14 protein-coding genes and 1 tRNA gene are annotated in these 20,011 nt (G+C 72.0%); 5 read left to right on the forward strand and 10 right to left on the reverse strand.

Annotated elements, in window-relative coordinates; translation table 11 throughout:
• Positions 1-127 precede the first annotated feature (127 nt).
• From rho to RKE38_RS13455, 7 genes are all read right to left on the reverse strand, one after another.
• On the reverse strand, positions 128-2,203 hold the full coding sequence (gene rho / locus RKE38_RS13425) for a transcription termination factor Rho (RefSeq protein ID WP_316007991.1): 2,076 nt from the start codon (positions 2,201-2,203) through the stop codon (positions 128-130).
• A gap of 210 nt (positions 2,204-2,413) precedes the next feature.
• Positions 2,414-3,376, reverse strand: a complete 963-nt coding sequence (gene thrB / locus RKE38_RS13430) for a homoserine kinase (RefSeq protein ID WP_316007992.1) — start codon at positions 3,374-3,376, stop codon at positions 2,414-2,416.
• Entirely contained in the window at positions 3,376-4,461 is a 1,086-nt protein-coding gene (gene thrC, locus RKE38_RS13435; RefSeq protein ID WP_316007993.1) for a threonine synthase, read from the reverse strand. The genes thrB and thrC overlap by 1 nt, the downstream gene beginning before the upstream one ends.
• A complete protein-coding gene (locus tag RKE38_RS13440; RefSeq protein ID WP_316008345.1) occupies positions 4,461-5,834 on the reverse strand; it encodes a homoserine dehydrogenase in 1,374 nt (457 codons plus the stop codon). The genes thrC and RKE38_RS13440 overlap by 1 nt, the downstream gene beginning before the upstream one ends.
• 201 nt (positions 5,835-6,035) lie before the next feature.
• Positions 6,036-7,472: a diaminopimelate decarboxylase gene (gene lysA, locus RKE38_RS13445; RefSeq protein ID WP_316007994.1), complete on the reverse strand. Its 1,437-nt coding sequence runs from the start codon at positions 7,470-7,472 to the stop codon at positions 6,036-6,038.
• A 3-nt stretch (positions 7,473-7,475) separates the two neighbouring features.
• Positions 7,476-9,122 (reverse strand): arginine--tRNA ligase, encoded by a 1,647-nt coding sequence (gene argS, locus RKE38_RS13450; protein ID WP_316007995.1) that lies wholly within the window; start codon positions 9,120-9,122, stop codon positions 7,476-7,478.
• Positions 9,123-9,132: 10 nt separating this feature from the next.
• Complete coding sequence (locus tag RKE38_RS13455; RefSeq protein ID WP_316007996.1) at positions 9,133-9,537, reverse strand: response regulator; 405 nt, start codon at positions 9,535-9,537, stop codon at positions 9,133-9,135.
• Positions 9,538-9,594: 57 nt separating this feature from the next.
• Here RKE38_RS13455 and RKE38_RS13460 point away from each other — a divergent pair.
• A tRNA-Arg gene (locus tag RKE38_RS13460) sits at positions 9,595-9,669 on the forward strand.
• Positions 9,670-9,766: 97 nt separating this feature from the next.
• Here the strand turns inward: RKE38_RS13460 and RKE38_RS13465 are convergent.
• Complete coding sequence (locus RKE38_RS13465) at positions 9,767-10,729, reverse strand: DUF1996 domain-containing protein (protein ID WP_316007997.1); 963 nt, start codon at positions 10,727-10,729, stop codon at positions 9,767-9,769.
• Between RKE38_RS13465 and RKE38_RS13470 the strand changes: the two genes are divergently transcribed.
• Positions 10,722-11,165, forward strand: coding sequence for a hypothetical protein (locus RKE38_RS13470; RefSeq protein WP_316007998.1), 444 nt, complete (start codon positions 10,722-10,724; stop codon positions 11,163-11,165). The genes RKE38_RS13465 and RKE38_RS13470 overlap by 8 nt on opposite strands.
• Positions 11,166-11,261: 96 nt before the next feature.
• On the opposite strand, the gene RKE38_RS13475 is transcribed toward RKE38_RS13470, so the two are convergent.
• Together RKE38_RS13475 and RKE38_RS13480 are read right to left on the reverse strand one after the other, a co-directional pair.
• Positions 11,262-12,296, reverse strand: a complete 1,035-nt coding sequence (locus tag RKE38_RS13475) for a hemolysin family protein (RefSeq protein ID WP_316007999.1) — start codon at positions 12,294-12,296, stop codon at positions 11,262-11,264.
• Positions 12,293-13,654: a hemolysin family protein gene (locus tag RKE38_RS13480; RefSeq protein WP_316008000.1), complete on the reverse strand. Its 1,362-nt coding sequence runs from the start codon at positions 13,652-13,654 to the stop codon at positions 12,293-12,295. Before RKE38_RS13480 ends, RKE38_RS13475 begins: the two co-directional genes overlap by 4 nt.
• A 222-nt stretch (positions 13,655-13,876) precedes the next feature.
• On the opposite strand from RKE38_RS13480, the gene RKE38_RS13485 reads away from it, so the two are divergent.
• From RKE38_RS13485 to RKE38_RS13495, 3 genes are all read left to right on the forward strand, one after another.
• Positions 13,877-14,857 (forward strand): ABC transporter ATP-binding protein, encoded by a 981-nt coding sequence (locus RKE38_RS13485; protein WP_316008001.1) that lies wholly within the window; start codon positions 13,877-13,879, stop codon positions 14,855-14,857.
• Positions 14,854-15,669 (forward strand): ABC transporter permease, encoded by an 816-nt coding sequence (locus RKE38_RS13490; protein WP_316008002.1) that lies wholly within the window; start codon positions 14,854-14,856, stop codon positions 15,667-15,669. Before RKE38_RS13485 ends, RKE38_RS13490 begins: the two co-directional genes overlap by 4 nt.
• A 233-nt stretch (positions 15,670-15,902) precedes the next feature.
• Complete coding sequence (locus RKE38_RS13495) at positions 15,903-19,883, forward strand: multifunctional oxoglutarate decarboxylase/oxoglutarate dehydrogenase thiamine pyrophosphate-binding subunit/dihydrolipoyllysine-residue succinyltransferase subunit (protein ID WP_316008003.1); 3,981 nt, start codon at positions 15,903-15,905, stop codon at positions 19,881-19,883.
• Positions 19,884-20,011 lie beyond the last annotated feature (128 nt).

A 20,011-nucleotide genomic window follows, 5' to 3' on the forward strand; every position in this document is an offset into this window, starting at 1 on the left:
CACCGGCGGGTCCGTCACGAGCACCCCGCTCACCGGGGACCCGGTCAGCCCGAGGGCCCGGCACCTGTTCGGTGCCGGGCCCTCGGACGGATTGCGCGGACGACCGGCGTCCACGCGGGATGGTGCGTCAGTCGTCCTTGTCGTCGTCGATCCTGATCGAGGACGCCTGCTGGACCTGCATGAGGAACTCGATGTTGCTCTTCGTCTTCTTGATCCGGTCGATGAGCAGCTCGATGCCCTGCTGCTGGTCGAGTGCGGCGAGCACCCGGCGCAGCTTCCACATGATCTTGAGCTCCTCGGAGGAGAGCAGGATCTCCTCCTTGCGGGTGCCGGAGTTGTTGACGTCGACCGCGGGGAAGATCCGGCGGTTGGCCAGCCCACGGTCGAGCTTGAGCTCCATGTTCCCGGTGCCCTTGAACTCCTCGAAGATCACCTCGTCCATCCGCGAGCCGGTCTCGACCAGTGCGGTGGCCAGGATGGTGAGCGAGCCGCCGTTCTCGATGTTGCGCGCGGCGCCGAAGAACTTCTTCGGCGGGTAGAGCGCAGCGGAGTCGACACCACCGGACAGGATGCGTCCGCTTGCCGGGGCGGCGAGGTTGTAGGCGCGACCCAGCTTGGTGATCGAGTCGAGGAGCACGACCACGTCGTGCCCCATCTCGACGAGCCGCTTGGCGCGCTCGATCGCCAGCTCGGCGACCGTCGTGTGGTCCTCGGCCGGCCGGTCGAAGGTCGAGGAGATGACCTCGCCCTTGACCGCGCGCTGCATGTCGGTGACCTCCTCGGGACGCTCGTCGACGAGGACGACCATGAGGTGGCACTCGGGGTTGTTCGTCGTGATGGCGTTGGCGATCGCCTGCATCACCATCGTCTTGCCGGCCTTGGCCGGGGCGACGATGAGGCCGCGCTGGCCCTTGCCGATCGGGGCGACGAGGTCGATGACCCGGGTGGTGAGGATGTGCGGCTCGGTCTCCAGGCGCAGGCGCTGCTGCGGGTACAGCGGCGTCAGCTTGCCGAACTCGACCCGCTTGCGCGCGTCGTCGGGGCTCATGCCGTTGACCGTGTCGAGGCGCACCAGCGCGTTGAACTTCTGGCGCTGCGCCTGCTGGTCGTCGTGCTGCGCCTTGACCGCGCCCGTGACGGCGTCGCCCTTGCGCATGCCGTTCTTCTTGACCATGCCGAGCGGCACGTACACGTCGTTCGGGCCGGGCAGGTAGCCGGACGTGCGGACGAAGGCGTAGTTGTCGAGCACGTCGAGGATGCCGGCCACGGGCACGAGGACGTCGTCCTCGGTCACCTGCGGCTCGCCCTCGTAGTCACCGAAGTCGCCGCGGCCACCGCGACGCTTGTCCCGGTTGCGGTTCCGGTTGCGGTTGCGTCGACGCCCACGGCCCTCGCCGTCGTCGTCGAAGCCGCCCTGGCCCGCGTTCTGGCCGCGGCCCTGCTGCCGGTCCTCACCGGAGCGGTCGTCGCGGCCGTCCTGGTCGCGGTCCCGCCGGGTGCCCCCCTGGCGGTTGTCGCCCTGGCGGTTGTCGTTCTGGCGGGTGTCACGGGCGTCCGCGTCGCGGTCGTGGTCACGGCGGGTGTCGCCCTGCCGGTTGTCGCCCTGTCGGTTGTCGCCCTGGCGGGTGTCGCCCTGACGACCGTCGCCCTCGCGGCGGCCCTCACGGTTCTCGACCCCCTCGCGGCTCCCCTGCCGGTCACCGCGCTGGTCGCCACGGTCACCGCGCTGGTCGCCACGGCGCTCGTCGCCACGACGGTCGCCACGGGCGTCCTCGCCGCGGTCGGCACGGTCGGCGCGGCGGTCACCACGGCCCGCCTCGTCGCGGGCGGGTCGGTCCTCGCGGGTGTCGCCAGCGCGGTCGGCGCGGACGTCGCCCTCGGTCCGGGCGGCACCCTCGGTCCGGGCGGCACCCTCGGCGCCGGGAGCGCCCTCGACGCGGGCGGCACGGCGCGGCGCACGGTCGGCGGCCGGCGTGCGGGCGGCCTCCGGCCGGGTCTCCTGGCGGACCGGCGCGCTCCCCCCGGACTGGCGGTCCTTGATGGCGGTCACGAGGTCGTTCTTGCGCATCTTCGCGGTGCCGGTGATGCCCATGCTCGCCGCGAGGCCCTGGAGCTCAGCCACCTTCATGGTGCTGAGGGCGCCGGAACGTCGCGGCTTCTCGTCCTGCGGGCTCGCAGTGTCGAGAGTGGTGGTGTCTGTCACGAAGGATCCTTCCCCCTCGTATGCGGACCGGTCAGATTCGGTCCGGTGCTTGGGTCAGAGACTGACCAGTTGGGTCACATGCGGCACGACAGGGCCACGGCAGCATCGGGGCGGCCGACATGTGGTGGGTGCAGCTCACCGGGGGATGCTTCGCCAAAAGGGGGCATCTCGGGGAGGCGCGCACTCAATGTAACACCGTTGCCGGGGCGGTCAGTCCCGTGTCTGGGAAATCGGGCCACCGCGTGTCCGGCGTACCGCCTGCGCCCCCACCGCGGGGATCCCGGGCCGGCTGACGAGCCAGTCCCGGGGCGCTGCTCCCGCCGCTTCGTCGAGGTCCCCGGACCGGCCCAGCACGAGGACCGAGGGCCCGGCCCCGGAGATGACCGCGGCGTGGCCCCGGTCGCGCAACAGGTCCACGAGCTGCATCGACGCGGCGAAGGACTCGCGCCGCGCCTCCTGGTGCAACCACTCCCTCGTGGCCGGCAGGAGCAGCCCCGGGTCGGCGGTGAGGGCGTGCACCAGCAGGGCCGCCCGGGCCGAGTTCCGCGCCGCGTCGGCGTGCCGGACGTGGGTCGGCAGGACCGACCTGGCCGTGGCCGTGGACAGCTGCGCACCGGGGACGAGGACGAGCACGTCCAGGTCGGGGTGCGGCCTCAGCCGGACGGTGCCGGTGTGCCCCTCCCCCTCGGACCAGGACAGCGTCAACCCACCGAAGACCGAGGCCGAGGAGTTGTCGGGATGGCCCTCGAGCCGGGCTGCGAGGTCGTTGGTGAAGGCGAGATCGAGGTCCTCGCCGGCCCCACGGCATACGTCATGGATCGCTTGTGCCGCAACGATTCCCGTGACGATCGCAGTCGCGGACGAGCCGAGGCCACGGCCGTGCGGCACGGAGTTGCGACAGCGCAGGTGCAGCCCCTCCGGCGGGGCGACCCCGAGCTCGCCCCACGCCCGCAGCATGGTGCGGACCACGAGGTGCGAGGCGTCTCGCGGGACCTCTCCGGCACCCTGGCCCTCGACGTCGACCACCACGCCGGGCTCCTCGGTGACGGTCGCCGTGCAGGAGTCCCAGATGCCGAGGGCGAGACCGACGGAGTCGAAGCCCGGGCCGAGGTTGGCGCTGCTCGCCGGGACCCGCACCTCGACGCAGGCCCCCGGGGCCAGGCGGTCGGCCATCAGCCCTCGAAGCCGAGGGCGACCGCGGCCGAGTAGGCGTCGACCGGGATGCGCGTCGGCTGCACCTCCGAGCCGTCCGCCTGGCGCAGGGCCCACTGCGGGTCCTTGAGGCCGTGGCCGGTCACCGTGCACACGATGCGCGCCCCGGACGGGACCTGCCCGGCCGCGTGGGCCTGCAGCAGGCCCGCGACCGAGGCGGCCGACGCCGGCTCGACGAAGATGCCCTCCTCCGCCGAGAGGATGCGGTGGGCGGCGAGGATCTGCTCGTCGGTGACCGACTCGATGCGGCCACCGGACTCGTCGCGGGCAGCTTCCGCCTGCCGCCACGAGGCGGGGTTGCCGATGCGGATCGCCGTGGCGAGCGTGTCGGGCTCGTCGACGGGGTGGCCGAGGACGATGGGCGCCGCACCGGCTGCCTGGAAGCCCCACATCTGCGGCAGCTGCGACGCCGGTCCGGGGGTCGGCGAGCCCTGGTGGTACTCGCGGTAGCCCTTCCAGTACGCGGTGATGTTGCCGGCGTTGCCCACGGGCAGGCAGTGGATGTCGGGCGCGTCGCCGAGGGCGTCGACGACCTCGAAGGACGCGGTCTTCTGGCCCTCGATGCGAGCCGGGTTCACCGAGTTGACGAGCTCCACGGGGTAGGACTCCGCGAGCTTGCGCGACACGGTGAGGCAGTCGTCGAAGTTGCCCTCGACCTGCAGCAGCGTGGCGCCGTGGGCGATCGCCTGGCTGAGCTTGCCCATGGCGATCTTGCCGTCGGGCACGAGCACGGCGCACGCCATGCCCGCCTTGACGGCGTAGGCCGCGGCGCTGGCGCTGGTGTTGCCGGTCGAGGCGCAGATGACGGCCTTGGCACCGTGCTTGGCGGCCATGGAGATCGCTGCGGTCATGCCCCGGTCCTTGAACGAGCCGGTCGGGTTGAGCCCCTCGTACTTGACGAACACCTCGGCGCCCACGCGCTCGCTGAGCCGCTCGGCCGGGATGAGCGGGGTGCCGCCCTCCTGCAGGGTGACCACCGGGGCACCCTCGAGCATGGGCAGCCGGTCGGCATACTCGCGGATGACCCCGCGCCACAGATGTGCCATCAGGCTCCCTCCACCCGCATGACCGAGGTGACCTCGCGGACCGTCTCGAGCTCGGCCAGCGCCTCCACCGTCGCGGCGAGCGCCGCGTCCGGGGCGGTGTGCGTGACGACCACGAGCTGCGCGCGGGTGCTGGGCGCGCCGTCGTCGCCCGGGTGCTCGACGATCCGCTGGCGGACCGTCTCGATCGACACGTCGTGCGCGGCGAAGGCGGTCGCCACCTGCGCCAGGACACCCGGGCGGTCGGCCACGTCGAGGCTGATGTGGTACCTCGTCAGGGCGCGCCCCATGGGCAGCACGGGCAGGTCCGCGTATGCCGACTCGCCCGGTCCACGTCCGCCGCCCACGCGGTGGCGCGCGACGGCGACGACGTCGCCGAGGACGGCGCTGGCCGTGGGGTCGCCGCCCGCGCCCTTGCCGTAGAACATGAGCTGGCCGGCGGCGTCCGCCTCGACGAAGACGGCGTTGAACGCGTCGCGCACCCCGCCGAGCGGGTGGCTGCGCGGGATCATCGCCGGGTGCACCCGGACGCTGACGCCGGGGGTCGGGCGACCCTCGTCGTCGACCGTCTCGGTGCGCTCGCAGATCGCGAGCAGCTTGACCACGCAGTCCATGTCGCGCGCAGCCTGGACGTCGGCGGCCGACACCTCGGTGATGCCCTCGCGGTGGACCTGGTCGCTGGAGACGCGGGTGTGGAACGCCAGCGACGCGAGGATGGCGGCCTTGGCGGCGGCGTCGAAGCCCTCGACGTCGGCGGTCGGGTCGGCCTCGGCGTAGCCCAGCGCCTGGGCCTGCTCGACGGCCTCGGCGAAGCCCTGGCCGGTCGTGTCCATCTTGTCGAGGACGTAGTTGGTGGTGCCGTTGACGATGCCGAGGACCCGGCGCACGTCGTCACCGGCGAGCGACTCGCGGATCGGGCGCAGGATAGGGATGGCGCCGGCGACGGCTGCCTCGTAGTAGAGGTCGACTCCGTGCTCGGCCGCCGCGGCGTAGAGAGCCGGTCCCGCCTCGGCCAGCAGCGCCTTGTTGGCGGAGACGACCGAGGCACCGTGCTTCATGGCCGACTCGATGAGCGACCTCGCCGGCTCGATGCCGCCGATGACCTCGACGACGATGTCGGCGCGGGTGACCAGCTCCTCGGCGTCCGCGGTGAACAGGCTCGGGTCGACGGGCACGTCGGGACGCTCCCGGCCCGGACGGCGCACGGCGATGCCGACCAGCTCGAGGGGGCGGCCCACGCGGGCCGCGAGGTCGTCGGCGTGCTCGGTGAGCATGCGCGCGACCGACGACCCGACGACGCCGCAACCCAGCAGGGCGACGCGCAACGGCGTCGTGGCCTGCTGGGTCTCCTGCCCCTCGCGTCCCGCCTCGCTCACCGACCGCTCCTCGTTCAGCACCGGCCCATCCTCCCCCGGTGTCCACCCTGTGGACCCGCGTGGTCCGCGATCCGGACGCCGGCGGGCCCGTGACCGGACCCTACCGGCCGCGCGGCGCCGGGCGCGCGGGGCGCGCGGCCGCGGGCGCGCCGGGGGCGCTCCCGCGGCCACCAGCCGCGACGGTGCGGTCGGCGCCCGGTGTCAGCCGACGTCGAGGGCGAGCAGGTCCTCGACCGTCTCGCGGCGCACCAGCACCCGGGCCACACCGTCACGGACGGCCAGGACCGGCGGACGCGGGGTGTGGTTGTACTGGCTCGCCATGCTGCGGCAGTACGCGCCCGTGCCGGGCACGGCGACGAGGTCACCGGGCGCGATGTCGTCGGGCAGGTACTCGTCCATCACGACGATGTCGCCGGACTCGCAGTGCCGGCCGACGACCCGGGCCAGCCGGGGCGCGGCGTCGGAGCGGCGACTCGCCAGCGTGCACGAGTAGTCGGCGTCGTAGAGCGCCGTACGGATGTTGTCGCTCATCCCGCCGTCGACGCTGACGTAGGTGCGCTTGGCTCCCCCGCCCAGGTCGACGTCCTTGACGGTGCCGACCTCGTAGAGGGTGAACGTGCTCGGCCCGACGATCGCGCGGCCGGGCTCGATCGAGATCCGCGGCGCCGGGGTGTCGGGGCCGCCGTCGCCGACCGCCTTGAGCTCGCGGCGCACGAGGTCGGCCATCTGCTCGCCGAGGGCGCGCGGTGACAACGGGGTGTGCTCCGAGGTGTAGGCGATGCCGTAGCCGCCGCCGAGGTCCATCTCGGGCAGGTGCACGCCGTGGACGTGCGCGACCTCGGCGTGCAGCCCGACCAGCCGCCGGGCCGACACCTCGAAGCCGGAGGTGTCGAAGATCTGGCTGCCGATGTGGGAGTGCAGGCCCCGCAGGTCAAGGGCGTCCGGCCGGGCGAGGATGCGCGCGACGGCCTCCGCCGCCTGGCCGCCCGCCAGCGAGAAGCCGAACTTCTGGTCCTCGTGGGCGGTCGCGATGAACTCGTGCGTGTGGGCCTCGACGCCGACGGTCACGCGCACCATGACGGGGGCGCGCATGCCCAGGTCCGTCGCGACCGAGGCCACCCGGTCGATCTCCTCGAAGGAGTCGACGACGATGCGGCCGACGCCGTACTCGAGCGCCTGGCGGATCTCGGCGAGGCTCTTGTTGTTGCCGTGCATGCCGATCCGCTCCGCCGGGAAGCCGGCCCGCTGCGCGACCGCGAGCTCACCGCCGCTGCAGACGTCGAGCGAGAGCCCCTCCTGGGCCACCCACCGGGCGACCTCCGTGCACAGGAACGCCTTGCCCGCGTAGTAGACGTCCACCCCACCGAGGTCGCCGAACGGCGCCGCGAAGTCGTCGCGGAACGCGCGCGCCCGGGCGCGGAAGTCCTCCTCGTCCACGACGTATGCCGCGGTGCCGAACTCGCGCGCGATGCTCACCACGTCGAGGCCGCCGACGGTCAGCCGGCCCTGCTCGTCACGGCCGATGGTCTGCGGCCAGAGCTGCGGCAGCAGCTCCATGACGTCGGTCGGCCAGGGCAGCCAGTGGGGCGGCCCGCCGTAGCCCTCGGCGTGGAGCGCCCCTGCCTCGTGTGCACGCATGGGCTACATCCTGTCGGGTGCCGAGACCCCCAGCAGGTCCAGTCCGTTGGCCAAGACCTGGCGGGTGGCGTCGTTGAGCCACAGGCGCGTGCGGTGCACGTCGGTGATCTGCTCGTCGGCGCTCATCGGACGCACCCGGCACGTGTCGTACCACTTGTGGAAGCGGCCGGCGAGGTCCTCGAGGTAGCGCGCCACCCGGTGCGGCTCGCGCAGGTGCGCGGCCTGGGCGACGACCCGGGGGAAGTCGCCGAGGATCGCCAGCAGCGCGGCCTCGGTCGGGTCCGACAGCAGGCTCGGGTCGAACCCGTCCTCGCGGCGGACGCCGTCCTCGTTCGCGAGCCGCGCCACGTTCGAGGTCCGGGCGTGGGCGTACTGCACGTAGAAGACGGGGTTGTCGTTGGTCTGCTTGCGCAGCTCCTCGCCGTCGAGCGACAGCGGGCTGTCGGACGGGTAGCGCGCCAGGGAGTACCGGATCGCGTCCGTGCCGATCCAGTCGATGAGGTCGCGCAGCTCGATGATGTTGCCGGCGCGCTTGGACAGGCGCGCACCGCCCAGGTTGACCAGCTGGCCGATCTTGACCTCGATGTTGTGCTCGGGGTCGTCCCCCGCGCAGGCAGCGATGGCCTTGAGCCGGTTGATGTAGCCGTGGTGGTCGGCGCCGAGCAGGTAGATCTTCTCGTCGAACCCGCGGTCCTTCTTGGACAGGTAGTACGCGGCGTCGGCGGCGAAGTACGTCGGCTCGCCGTTGGCCCGGATGAGCACCCGGTCCTTGTCGTCGCCGAAGTCGGTGGTGCGCAGCCAGATGGCGTCGTCCTGGTCGAAGACGTGCCCCTGCTCCCGCAGCCGGGCGACCGCCTGCTCGACCGCGCCCTCGTCGTGCAGCGTCTTCTCCGAGAACCAGACGTCGAAGTGCACGCCGAACGCCTCGAGCGTCTCGCGGATGTCGGCCAGCTGCAGCGGGTACGCGAGCTCGCGGGCGACGGCCATCGCCTCGTCCTCGGGCAGCCCGGGCAGGTCCGGGCGCTGCTGGAGCACGGCGGCGGCGAGGGTGTCGATGTACTCGCCGGGGTACCCACCCTCCGGCGTCGGCTCCCCCTTGGCACGGGCGACGACGCTGCGCGCGAACTTGTCCATCTGCGCGCCGGCGTCGTTGAGGTAGTACTCGGTCGTCAACGTCGCGCCGGACGCCTTGAGCAGGCGGGCCATGGCGTCGCCGAGCGCGGCCCACCGGGTGTGGCCGAGGTGCAGCGGTCCGGTGGGGTTGGCCGAGATGTACTCGAGGTTGATGACGTGGCCGGCCTCGGACTCGTTGCGGCCGTAGGCGAGGCCGGCCTCGACGATGCTGCGCGCCAGCTCGCCGGCAGAGGCGGCGTCGAGGGTGATGTTGAGGAAGCCGGGACCCGCGACATCGACGGCCTTGACCCCGTCGACCGCGCCGAGGCGGGCGGCGAGCTGCGTCGCGAGCTCGCGCGGCGGCACACCTGCACCCTTGGCGAGCTGCATGGCGACGTTGGTGGACCAGTCCCCGTGGTCGCGGTTGCGCGGTCGCTCCACGCGCACCTGCTCCGGCACGTCCACGCGGAGCTCGCCGGCGGCGACGGCGTCGGCGAGGGCGGTGCGGATGGCGGTGGAGAGCTCTTCGGGGGTCACCCGCCTGATTCTAGGGCGCGGACGGGGCGCCCCTGCCGCCGGCCACGAAGCCCCTGACCAGCGCGATCAGGTCGTCGGGGTCGAACGGCTTGGCGACGAACGCGTCGAGCCCCGATCCGGTGGCCTGCGCGCGGTCGTGCTGGTGGACCGACGCCGTCACCATGATCACCGGGATCCCCGCCAGCCGGGTGTCCTCGCGGATCCGGGCGATGGCCCACCAGCCGTCGCGCGGCAGCATCTGGGCGTCGAGGGTGATGACGTCGGGGAGCTGCTCGACCTCGCGCAACCGGCCGAGGAGCGCCTCGCCGTCGCCGAGCTCCTCGACGTCGTAGCCCTCGAGCTCGAGGTTGAGCCGGATGAGGCGGCGGATCTGCTCGGTGTCGTCGCAGACCCACACCAGTCCCCCGGTTTCCATGGGAGCCACCCTAGGCTGCTAACCTCTGCGGGCGCCCTGTTGCGGGGCGCACGTGTCGCCCCCGTAGCTCAGGGGATAGAGCACCGCCCTCCGGAGGCGGGAGCGCAGGTTCGAATCCTGCCGGGGGCACCACACCGCCGAAGGGCCGGCCGCACTGCGGCCGGCCCTTCGGCGTCGGTGGCTCAGGACGCTCCCGGAGCCCTGCCCGGGTCCTGCCGGTCCGCGGGCATCAGTGCCCCATCCCCGCCATCGTCATCGTGGTCGAGGACGCGGTGGGCGTGGGCTCCTGGAGGTTGCGGCCGTCCCAGGGCGAGGTGGTGGGGTACTTCGTCATGTCGATCGTGATCGGCTCGGGGTCGTAGTCCGGGCGGAACAGGGTGGTGCCGTCGCGGTTCATGTCGCCGCACTCACGAGCCTTGTTCAGGCAGGCCGCGACCAAGGCGTTCTGCACCTGGTTGTCCCAGTCGGCGAAGAAGTCGCCGTGCATCGAGTAGATGCCACCGCTGGCGAGGAAGTAGTCAGGACCGCCATGGATGCCGGAGTACTCCAGCTCGAAGGTGACCTGTGGAAGGGACACGGGGTGGTCCGACGGACACGTGCCGTCGGCAGCGGCATACGCCATGTGGGACTTGTGGTCGGCACTGTCGAGGTGCACGCCGTCCCAGCAGCTCGGGAAGACCAGCGACGCGTGGATCTCTCGTGACGGGTCGCTGGGGCACTGGTACATGTGCGGGAGCTCCTGGCCGCCCGTGCAGTCCCACTGGACGATGGAGATCGATTGGTCCGACGTCGCCTTGGCGTTGCCCGCGATCATCCTGAGGCCCTTGGGGAAGGGCAGCACTCCGGGACCCCTGCCGCCGCCGGCCCGGCGGTAGTACACGACGTCGGTCTGGTCGCTCTGGACCCAGGTGGTGGTGCCGTCGGAGTTCTTCTTCATGAGCGATGGCACCCAGTAGGCCGAGAGGTCGCTCGTCCCCATGCCGCGACCGCAGCTCGAGGGGCTGCTCGCCGACAGGCTGGCCAGGGTCGTGGCGGCGTTCGTGGACCTGTTCCCGTAGAAGGTGTGCTGGTGGGAGGCCCCCGGCGCGCCGGGGAACACGATCGGGTCGTCCCTGAGGAAGTGGTCGGAGGTGCACAGCACGTTCCACTGCGCGACGTGGTCGGCGTAGACGACCCCTGACGGGGTGGGCATCGTGCCGCTCGGCGCGGTGGTCGTCGAGGACGTGGTCGAGGTCTTGCTGGTCGTCGAGGAGGTGGCTGTGCTCGAGGTGGAGCTCGACGTCGTGGAGCTGGTCGCAGAGGCGGTCGTGCTCGACGACGACGGAGATGTGGTCTTGGTGACGTGGTGGACGTGCCTGGAGGACGGCGACACGGCAATGGCGACAGGGGTGGAACCTCCTCCGACGGGGCGGGCGATGGCCGCCGCGACACCGAGGGTGGGTACGGTCAGCGCCGCGATGACGCCGAGCACGAGGCCGTACCTGGGGACGGAAACAGTTCTCATCGAGAAACCTCACGATCTCCCTGCGCGTCGGAGGCTAGCCGCTCGAGGGTGCCTGCGGGCGGCAGAGCGCAGACATTTCCCGCCGATAGGACCGATTCGCCCCGAAGTGTCCTCAGCCAGGTGAGGGTGCCGGCCACGATGTGGACCTGCTAGCAGCGGACCGCCCCGGCGCGTCGGGACCTCCCAGCCGTCCCGGGCAACCTGCCGGTCAACCTACCGGTCAGCGCTGCGAGGCGTCGGCGACCTCGCCGACGAGCTCCTCGATGACGTCCTCGAGGAAGACGACGCCGACGTCCGACCCCTCCGGGTCGACGACCCGGGCGAGGTGGGCCCCGGTGCGCTGCATCGTGCGCAGCACCTCCTCGACCTCGTCGGCCTCCTGCACCGTCGCGAGCTTGCGCACGCGCTTGACCGGCACGGCGATGTCGCGCTCGGACTCGTCGGCATACAGGACGTCCTTGAGGTGCAGGTACCCCGCGAGCGCACCGGCGCGGTTGACGAGCGGGTACCGCGAGAAGCCGCGCTTGGCCACGAGCCGTTCGACGTCGTCGGGCGTCGCGGTCAGCGGCAGGGTGACGAGCTCGGAGAGGGGCACCGCCACGTCGACGGCGTCCTTGTCGCTGAACTCCAGCGCCGCGCCGACGAGGAACTGCTGGCCCTCCTCGATCAGGCCCTCGTGGTGGCTCTCGGCGAGGATGCTCTCGACCTCCTCGACCGTGAACGTCGAGGCGATCTCGTCCTTGGGCTCGACCCGGAACAGCCGCACCAGCGACTTGGCGATCCGCTCCATGACAGTGATGACCGGCCGCAGGACGCGCGTGATCGTCATGAGCACGGGCACCAGGAGGATCGCGGCCCGCTCCGGGCCGGCGATCGCGAGGTTCTTGGGGATCATCTCCCCCACCACGACGTGCAGGTAGACGACGAGGAGCAGCGCGAGCGCCAGTGCGAGGCCGTCGGCGACACCGGTGGGCAGGCCGACGAGCTCCACGACGGGCTCGAGGGCGTGGTGCAGGGCCGCCTCGGAGATCGCACCGAGCAGCACCGAGCAGACGGTGATGCCGAGCTGGGCGCAGGCGAGCAGCGAGCCCATCTGCTCCAGCGCGTCGAGACAGGTCTGGGCGCGCCGCGAGCCGGCCGCGGCGAGCGGCTCGAGCTGCGAGCGCCGCGCCGCCATCGCCGCGAACTCCGCGCCCACGAAGAAGGCGTTGAGCAGCAGCAGGAGCACCGTGACGACCACGGCCCAGGCGCTCATCGCCCGTCCTCCGTGGCCTCGCGCGCACCCTGACCGGCCGCACCGGCCTCGGCCGGCTCGTCCTCACCCACCGGCACGAAGCGCAGCCGGTCGGCGCGCATCCCGTCCATCGCCACCACCGAGATCTCCCAGCCGGGGATCGACACGGTGTCCCCCACGACCGGGATGCGACCGAGCTCGGCCATGACGAAGCCGCCGGTGGTCTCGTATGCCGGCCCGTCCGGCACGTCGGCGCCGAGCCGCTCGCGGACCTCGTCCGGGCGCCACAGGCCGGGGACCGTCCACGACCCGTCGGTGAGCTCGCGGCCGGTGGTGCGGAAGACGTCGTGCTCGTCCGACACCTCGCCGACGATCTCCTCCACGACGTCCTCGAGGGTGACGATGCCCGCGGTACCGCCGTACTCGTCCACGACGATGGCCAGCTGCAGCCCCTTCCCGCGCAGCATGAGCAGCAGCGGGTCCAGGCGGATCGTCTCCGGCACGAGCAGCGGCGGCACCATGAGGGCGGATACCGGCACGTCGGGCCGGCGGTCGTGCGGGACGGCGATGGCCTTCTTGACGTGGACCACGCCGTCGATGTCGTCCCAGTCCTCACCCGTGACGGGGAAGCGCGAGTGCCCGGTGCGCCGCGCCAGCCGCACGACGTCCTCGGCGGTGGCCGTGCGCTCGATCGACGTGGCCCGGGCCCGGGGACTCATGACGTCGGCGGCGGTCTGCTCGCCGAAGCCGAGGGACTTGGTGACCAGGCGCGCCGTGCCGACGTCGAGGGTGCCGGCCTCGGCGGAGTGGCGGACGAGCGAGGCCAGCTCCTGGGGGGTGCGCGCGCCGGACAGCTCCTCCTGCGGGGTGACCCCGAGGGAGCGCAGGAACAGGTTGGCCGAGCCGTTGAGCACCGCGATCAGGGGCCGGGCGACGACGGCGAAGACGCGCACGGGCCCGGCGACGACCTTGGCAGTGGGCAGTGGCGCCGAGATGCCGAGGAACTGCGGCAGCAGCTCGCCGAACACCATGGAGAACAGGGTCGCGATGGTGAGGGCCAGGACCGCGGCGACCGAGTCGAGGGTGCTCCCCCGCAGCCCCAGGGCCCGCAGCGGCGTCTCGAGGAGCACGCCGATCGACGGGGTGGCGATGAAGCCGAGCACCAGGGTGGTCAGGGTGATCCCGACCTGGGCCGCGGACAGCTGCGTCGACAGCCGCCTCAGCGAGCCCAGGACCATGGTCGCCCGGGCGTCGCCGGCGTCCGAGGCCTTCTGCACCGCGGGCCGGTCGAGGGCGACGAGGCTGAACTCGGTGGCCACGAAGATCGCCGTGCCCACGGTCAGCCCGACGCCGGCAAGGACCCCCAACCACTCGGTCATAGTGCGGCCATCCTAGGGTCGCCGGCCCCGGGTGGTCGCGCCGCGCCCCGGCGGCCGGACCCCTCGGGCGGCACAGATCGCCGCCCGCCGGACCCCTCGGGCGGCACGGATCACCGCCCGCCGGACCTCAACGGAACGCCGCCACGCCGGCCCGCAACCCGTTTGACCCTCCCCCTGCGTCAGTTGGGAGGATGCCGGCATGGCATCTGGACCGGGGGACACATGACGACCACGACGACCACGAGCACGACGACCGGCGCACGCATCCACGTGCAGGACCTGACCAAGCGGTTCGGCGACTTCACCGCCGTCGACCACCTCTCCTTCTCCGTGGAGCCCGGGCGCATCACCGGCTTCCTCGGACCCAACGGCGCGGGCAAGACCACGACCCTGCGCATGCTGCTGGGCCTGATCCGCCCGTCCGGCGGCTCCGCGACGATCGACGGGCACCGGTACCAGGACATCGAGACGCCGATGTCCGTCGTCGGCTCGGCGCTGGAGGCGACGAACTTCCACCCCGGCCGCACCGGTCGCGACCACCTGCGGGTCCTCGCCGACACCGCGGGCGTCAGCACGGCCCGCGTCGACGAGATGCTCGAGCTGGTCGGCATACCGGCCGCCGCCCGCAAGCGCGCCGGCGGCTACTCGATGGGCATGCGCCAGCGCCTCGGCCTGGCCGCCGCCCTCCTCGGCGACCCGCGCGTGCTCATCCTCGACGAGCCCGCCAACGGCCTCGACCCCGAGGGCATCCGCTGGCTGCGTGGCTTCCTGCGGCACCTCGCCGGCCAGGGCAAGACGATCCTCATCTCGAGCCACATGCTGCAGGAGGTCGAGCAGACCGTCGACGACGTCGTCATCATCAGCAACGGCCGCCTGGTCAAGCAGGGCGCCATGGCCGACCTGCACGGGGACAGCCAGGTCGTCGTGCGCACCTCCGACACCGACGCCCTCGCCGGCGCCCTGCGCGTCGCCGACGTCACGACCCACGTCGAGGACGGCGCCCTCCTGGCCGCCACCGACGACATGCGGCTCATCGGGGACGTCGCCCTGCGCGCCGGCCTGCCGCTGTACGAGCTGCGCAAGGCGCACACCGACCTCGAGGCGCTGTTCTTCGAGCTGACCGAGGGCACCAACCGCAACCTCGGGACGGCGGCCGCCCCCGAGCGGGACGCCGTCGCCGGGCAGGAAGGAGGCACCGAGTGAGCGCCGCCATCCGCTCGGAGTTCCGCAAGTTCTTCACCACCCGCATGTGGTGGGGCATGGCCATCGCCATGTTCGTCGCCGGGGCCGGCCTCGCGGTCGCCTTCGGCTTCCTCTACACCAGCAACGCGATGAGCGGGGGTGGCCCGGGCCAGGGCCAGGGCGCCCCGACGGGCACCCCGGTGCAGGTCGCCAACACCGTCTACACCGGCTACCTCAGCATCGGCTACCTGCTGACGCTCGTCATCGGCGTCATGCAGATCGGCTCGGAGTACCGTCACAAGACCATCACGAGCACCTTCCTCGGCACGCCTCGGCGCGGTCGCGTCATGGGGGCCAAGGTCGTCGCCCTGCTCGGCATCGGCGCGCTCTACGGCCTGCTCTCGATCGTGGGGTCGGTCGTCGCCGGCGCGATCGTGCTCAACGCCCGGGGCGCCGACGCGTTCCCCGGCACCGAGGTGCTGCGCTCCCTGGCCCTGAGCCTTCTCGTCCTCGGGCTGTGGGCGCTCATCGGCCTCGGCGCCGGGATCCTCATCCCCAACCAGGTGGCGGCCCTGCTGATCTCGGTGGGCGTCGCGTGGATCCTGGAGCCGATCGCGGGCCTGCTGCTGAGCTTCTGGGACTTCGGGCGCGAGCACGTCGTCCCCTACCTGCCGACCCAGGCCACGAACGCGATCGTCAGCGGGGTCACGCAGACGGGCGCGAACGCCGTCAAACCGCTCACCTGGTGGGTGGCCGCCCTCGTCCTCGCCGCGTATGCCGTGGTGCTGGCCGGCTTCGGCTCGTGGCGGACCGCCCGCAGCGACATCAGCTGAGCCCGTCCCACCCCTCGCACTTCGGGCCACCCGGCACCGGTCAGCCGCGCCTGGCCGGGGGTCGGGTGGCCCGAAGTCGCGGGGGAAGGTGAGCCCTCGGCATACCGGGGCGAACGTGTCCGACGCCGCACGAAACGGGTCCATCCCACCGCAGCGGTGGGCAGGCGGCAGGGCTAGGCTGGGACGTATCCATGTGAGCGTCCGTGCCTACCCGTGAAAGAGGCGTATCCGCCGTGCCCGACCAGTCCCCGACCAACGACCCCCTGGCGGCCTTCGGGCCGAACGAGTGGCTCGTGGACGAGCTGTATGAGCAGTACAAGCAGGACCGCAACCAGGTCGACAAGGCGTGGTGGTCCTTCTTCGAGGGATACGAGCCGGGCCAGGGCGCCAGCGGGAACGGCGCCGCCGGGTCCAACGGGTCCGCCAACGGCCGCTCCTCGGGCGCGACGGCTCCCGCGGCCCCCGCCGCGAGCGTGGCCCCGGCGCCGTCGGCGCCCCCCGCCCAGCGGCCGGCGCAGGCCGCCCCCGCCGCTCAGACCGCCACTGCCGCGCAGGCCGCGCCCGCCGCCCAGGCAACCCAGTCCGCGTCCGCCACCAAGGAGGCCGCCGGAGGCAGCACCGGCCTGCGCCCCGCCGGTCTCGCGCAGCCCGCTTCCGACAAGGCGGCCGGCGACAAGGCAGCCGGCGAGAAGGCCGCCGACAAGGCGCCGTCCGCCCGCACCGAGGAGAAGGGCGAGGCGCCGGTCAAGGAGACGCCCAAGCCGCGCGACCCCGAGCGCCCCAAGGAGACCGGCACCGTCCACCAGGACGAGGTCAAGCCGCTGCGCGGCGCCAGCGCCCGGGTCGTCACCAACATGGAGACCTCGCTGACCGTCCCGACGGCCACGAGCGTGCGCGCCGTCCCGGCCAAGCTGCTCATCGACAACCGCGTCGTCATCAACAACCACCTCGCCCGCTCCCGCGGCGGCAAGGTGTCGTTCACCCACATCATCGGCTACGCCCTGGTCAAGGCGCTGGGCCACATGCCCGAGATGAACAACGGGTTCACCGAGGAGAACGGCAAGCCCGCCCTCGTCGTCCCGGGCCACGTCAACCTCGGCCTGGCCATCGACCTGGCCAAGCCCGACGGCACCCGCCAGCTGCTCGTGCCGAGCATCAAGGCCGCCGAGACGATGGACTTCGCCCACTTCTGGTCCGCCTACGAGGACGTCGTCCGCAAGGCCCGCGGCGGCAAGCTCACGGTCGAGGACTTCCAGGGCACGACCATCTCGCTGACCAACCCGGGCACCATCGGCACCGTCCACTCCGTGCCGCGCCTGATGTCCGGCCAGGGCGCGATCATCGGCGTCGGCGCGCTGGAGTACCCCGCCGAGTGGCAGGGCGCGAGCCAGGAGACCATCAACCGCAACGCCGTCAGCAAGATCCTCACGCTGACGAGCACCTACGACCACCGCATCATCCAGGGCGCGCAGTCCGGTGACTTCCTGCGGATCGTGCACCAGCTGCTGCTCGGCGAGAACGGCTTCTACGACGAGATCTTCGAGTCGCTGCGCCTGCCCTACGAGCCGGTCCGCTGGGTCCAGGACATCTCGGCCCACCACGACGACGACGTCAACAAGACGGCCCGCGTCCAGGAGCTGATCCACGCCTACCGCGTGCGCGGCCACCTCATGGCCGACACCGACCCGCTGGAGTACCGCCAGCGCCGCCACCCCGACCTCGACGTCACCAGCCACGGCCTGACCCTGTGGGACCTCGAGCGCGACTTCGCGACCGGCGGCTTCGGCGGTGCCCCGATGCTGCGGCTGCGCAAGATCCTGGGCATCCTGCGCGACTCGTACTGCCGCACCATCGGCACCGAGTACATGCACATTCAGGACCCCGAGCAGCGCCGCTGGCTGCAGTCCAAGATCGAGGTCGGCTACGCCAAGCCGGGTCCGGACGAGCAGCTGCGCATCCTGCGCCGGCTCAACGCCGCCGAGGCGTTCGAGACGTTCCTGCAGACCAAGTTCGTCGGCCAGAAGCGGTTCAGCCTCGAGGGCGGCGAGTCCGTCATCGCGCTGCTCGACCGCATCCTGTGCCGCGCCGCCGCCGACCGCATGGACGAGGTCTGCATCGGTATGCCGCACCGCGGGCGCCTCAACGTGCTCGCCAACATCGCGGGCAAGTCCTACGGCCAGATCTTCCGCGAGTTCGAGGGCCGGCAGGACCCCAAGTCGGTCCAGGGCTCGGGCGACGTCAAGTACCACCTCGGCACCGAGGGCGAGTTCGTCGCGGAGGACGGCAGCAAGACCAAGGTCTACCTCGCCGCCAACCCCTCCCACCTCGAGGCCGTCAACCCGGTGCTCGAGGGCATCGCCCGGGCCAAGCAGGACCGCCTCGACCTCGCGGGCGAGGACTTCACCGTGCTGCCGCTGCTGCTGCACGGTGACGCGGCCTTCGCCGGCCAGGGTGTCGTCGCCGAGACGCTGAACCTGTCCCAGCTGCGCGGCTACCGCACTGGCGGGACGATCCACATCGTCATCAACAACCAGGTCGGGTTCACGACCTCGCCGTCGGCCTCGCGGTCCTCGACCTACTCCACCGACGTCGCCCGGATGATCCAGGCGCCGATCTTCCACGTGAACGGCGACGACCCCGAGGCCTGCGTCCGGGTCGCCGAGCTCGCGTACGAGTTCCGGCAGGAGTTCAACAAGGACGTCGTCATCGACATGGTGTGCTACCGCCGCCGTGGCCACAACGAGGGCGACGACCCGTCGATGACCCAGCCGCTCATGTACAACCTCATCGAGGCCAAGCGCTCGGTCCGCAAGCTGTACACCGAGGCCCTCATCGGCCGCGGCGACATCAGCCAGGAGGACGCCGAGGCGGCGCTGCGGGACTACCAGCAGCAGCTCGAGCGGGTGTTCGTGGAGACCAAGGAGGCGCTCAAGGCGCCGGCCGAGGCCCCGCAGGACGACACCAAGACCGGCACCGACGCCGAGGGCCACTCCGGCCTCGAGCCGCCGAGCGCGCAGTCGGCCGACACGACCACCCGGTCGGCGACCGACACCGCGATCCCGGCCGACCAGCTCCAGCACATCGGTGACGCGTTCGTGAACCCGCCGCCGGGCTTCACGATCCACCCGAAGCTGGCGCAGGCCATGGAGAAGCGGGCCGAGTCGGTCCGCAAGGGCGGCATCGACTGGGCGACCGGCGAGCTGCTGGCCTTCGGCTCGCTGCTCATGGAGGGCACCCCGGTCCGCCTCGCCGGCCAGGACAGCCGCCGCGGCACGTTCGTGCAGCGGCACGCCGTGCTCATCGACAAGAACACGGCCGAGGAGTGGACGCCGCTGCTCTACCTCGGTGAGGGCCAGGCCCGGTTCTGGGTCTACGACTCGCTGCTGTCCGAGTTCGCGGCCATGGGCTTCGAGTACGGCTACTCGGTCGAGCGCCCCGACGCGCTCGTGCTGTGGGAGGCGCAGTTCGGCGACTTCTTCAACGGCGCCCAGACCATCGTCGACGAGTTCGTGTCGTCCTCGGAGCAGAAGTGGGGGCAGCGCTCGTCCGTCGTGCTGCTGCTCCCCCACGGCTACGAGGGCCAGGGCCCGGACCACTCCTCCGCGCGCATCGAGCGGTTCCTGCAGATGTTCGCCGAGGACAACATGACGATCGCCTACCCGTCGACGCCGGCGAGCTACTTCCACCTGCTGCGCCGTCAGGCGTACGCCCGGCCGCGCCGCCCGCTCATCGTCTTCACCCCGAAGTCGATGCTGCGGCTCAAGGCGGCCGGCAGCATGCCGGAGGACTTCACCACGGGCACGTTCCGCCCGGTCCTGCCCGACCGCGCGCAGCTCGACGCCTCGGCCGTGACCCGGGTGCTGCTCGCGAGCGGCAAGGTCGTGTACGACCTGGAGGCCGCGCGTGACAAGGCCGGCGACACGACCACGGCGATCGTCCGGGTCGAGCAGCTCGCCCCGATCCCGGCCGCGGAGATCGCCGCCGAGCTCGCGTCGTACCCGAACGCCGACGTGGTCTGGGTGCAGGACGAGCCGCGCAACCAGGGTGCGTGGCCGTTCATGGCGCTCAACCTGCCTCAGGCCCTCGCCGAGATCGGCGAGACCCGGCAGCTCACGGTGGTCTCGCGCAAGGCCTCGGCCTCGCCGGCGACCGGGTCGAGCAAGCGGCACGCCGAGCAGCAGGCCGAGCTCGTGGCGCAGGCCTTCGCCCGCTGACCCGAAAGTCCTCCGCAAAACGGCGGTTGCTCGACGAAACGCGCGTTGTCAACGCGCGGGATGTCGAGCAACCGCCGTTTTGCGTGTTCAGGCCAGAGCGCGGGGGTATGCCGCGTGCCTGCCGCAAG

The organism is Phycicoccus sp. M110.8, from assembly GCF_032464895.1.
GTDB lineage: Bacteria > Actinomycetota > Actinomycetes > Actinomycetales > Dermatophilaceae > Pedococcus.

Excerpts from the sequence above, each read along its gene's own strand:
- thrB (WP_316007992.1), bottom strand. The coding sequence starts at position 3,376 with ATGGCCGACCGCCTGGCCCCGGGGGCCTGCGTCGAGGTGCGGGTCCCG.
- thrC (WP_316007993.1), bottom strand. The coding sequence starts at position 4,461 with ATGGCACATCTGTGGCGCGGGGTCATCCGCGAGTATGCCGACCGGCTG.
- lysA (WP_316007994.1), bottom strand. The coding sequence starts at position 7,472 with ATGCGTGCACACGAGGCAGGGGCGCTCCACGCCGAGGGCTACGGCGGG.
- RKE38_RS13455 (WP_316007996.1), bottom strand. The coding sequence starts at position 9,537 with ATGGAAACCGGGGGACTGGTGTGGGTCTGCGACGACACCGAGCAGATC.
- RKE38_RS13465 (WP_316007997.1), bottom strand. The coding sequence starts at position 10,729 with ATGCCCACCCCGTCAGGGGTCGTCTACGCCGACCACGTCGCGCAGTGG.
- RKE38_RS13475 (WP_316007999.1), bottom strand. The coding sequence starts at position 12,296 with ATGAGCGCCTGGGCCGTGGTCGTCACGGTGCTCCTGCTGCTGCTCAAC.
- RKE38_RS13480 (WP_316008000.1), bottom strand. The coding sequence starts at position 13,654 with ATGACCGAGTGGTTGGGGGTCCTTGCCGGCGTCGGGCTGACCGTGGGC.
- RKE38_RS13485 (WP_316008001.1), top strand. The coding sequence starts at position 13,877 with ATGACGACCACGACGACCACGAGCACGACGACCGGCGCACGCATCCAC.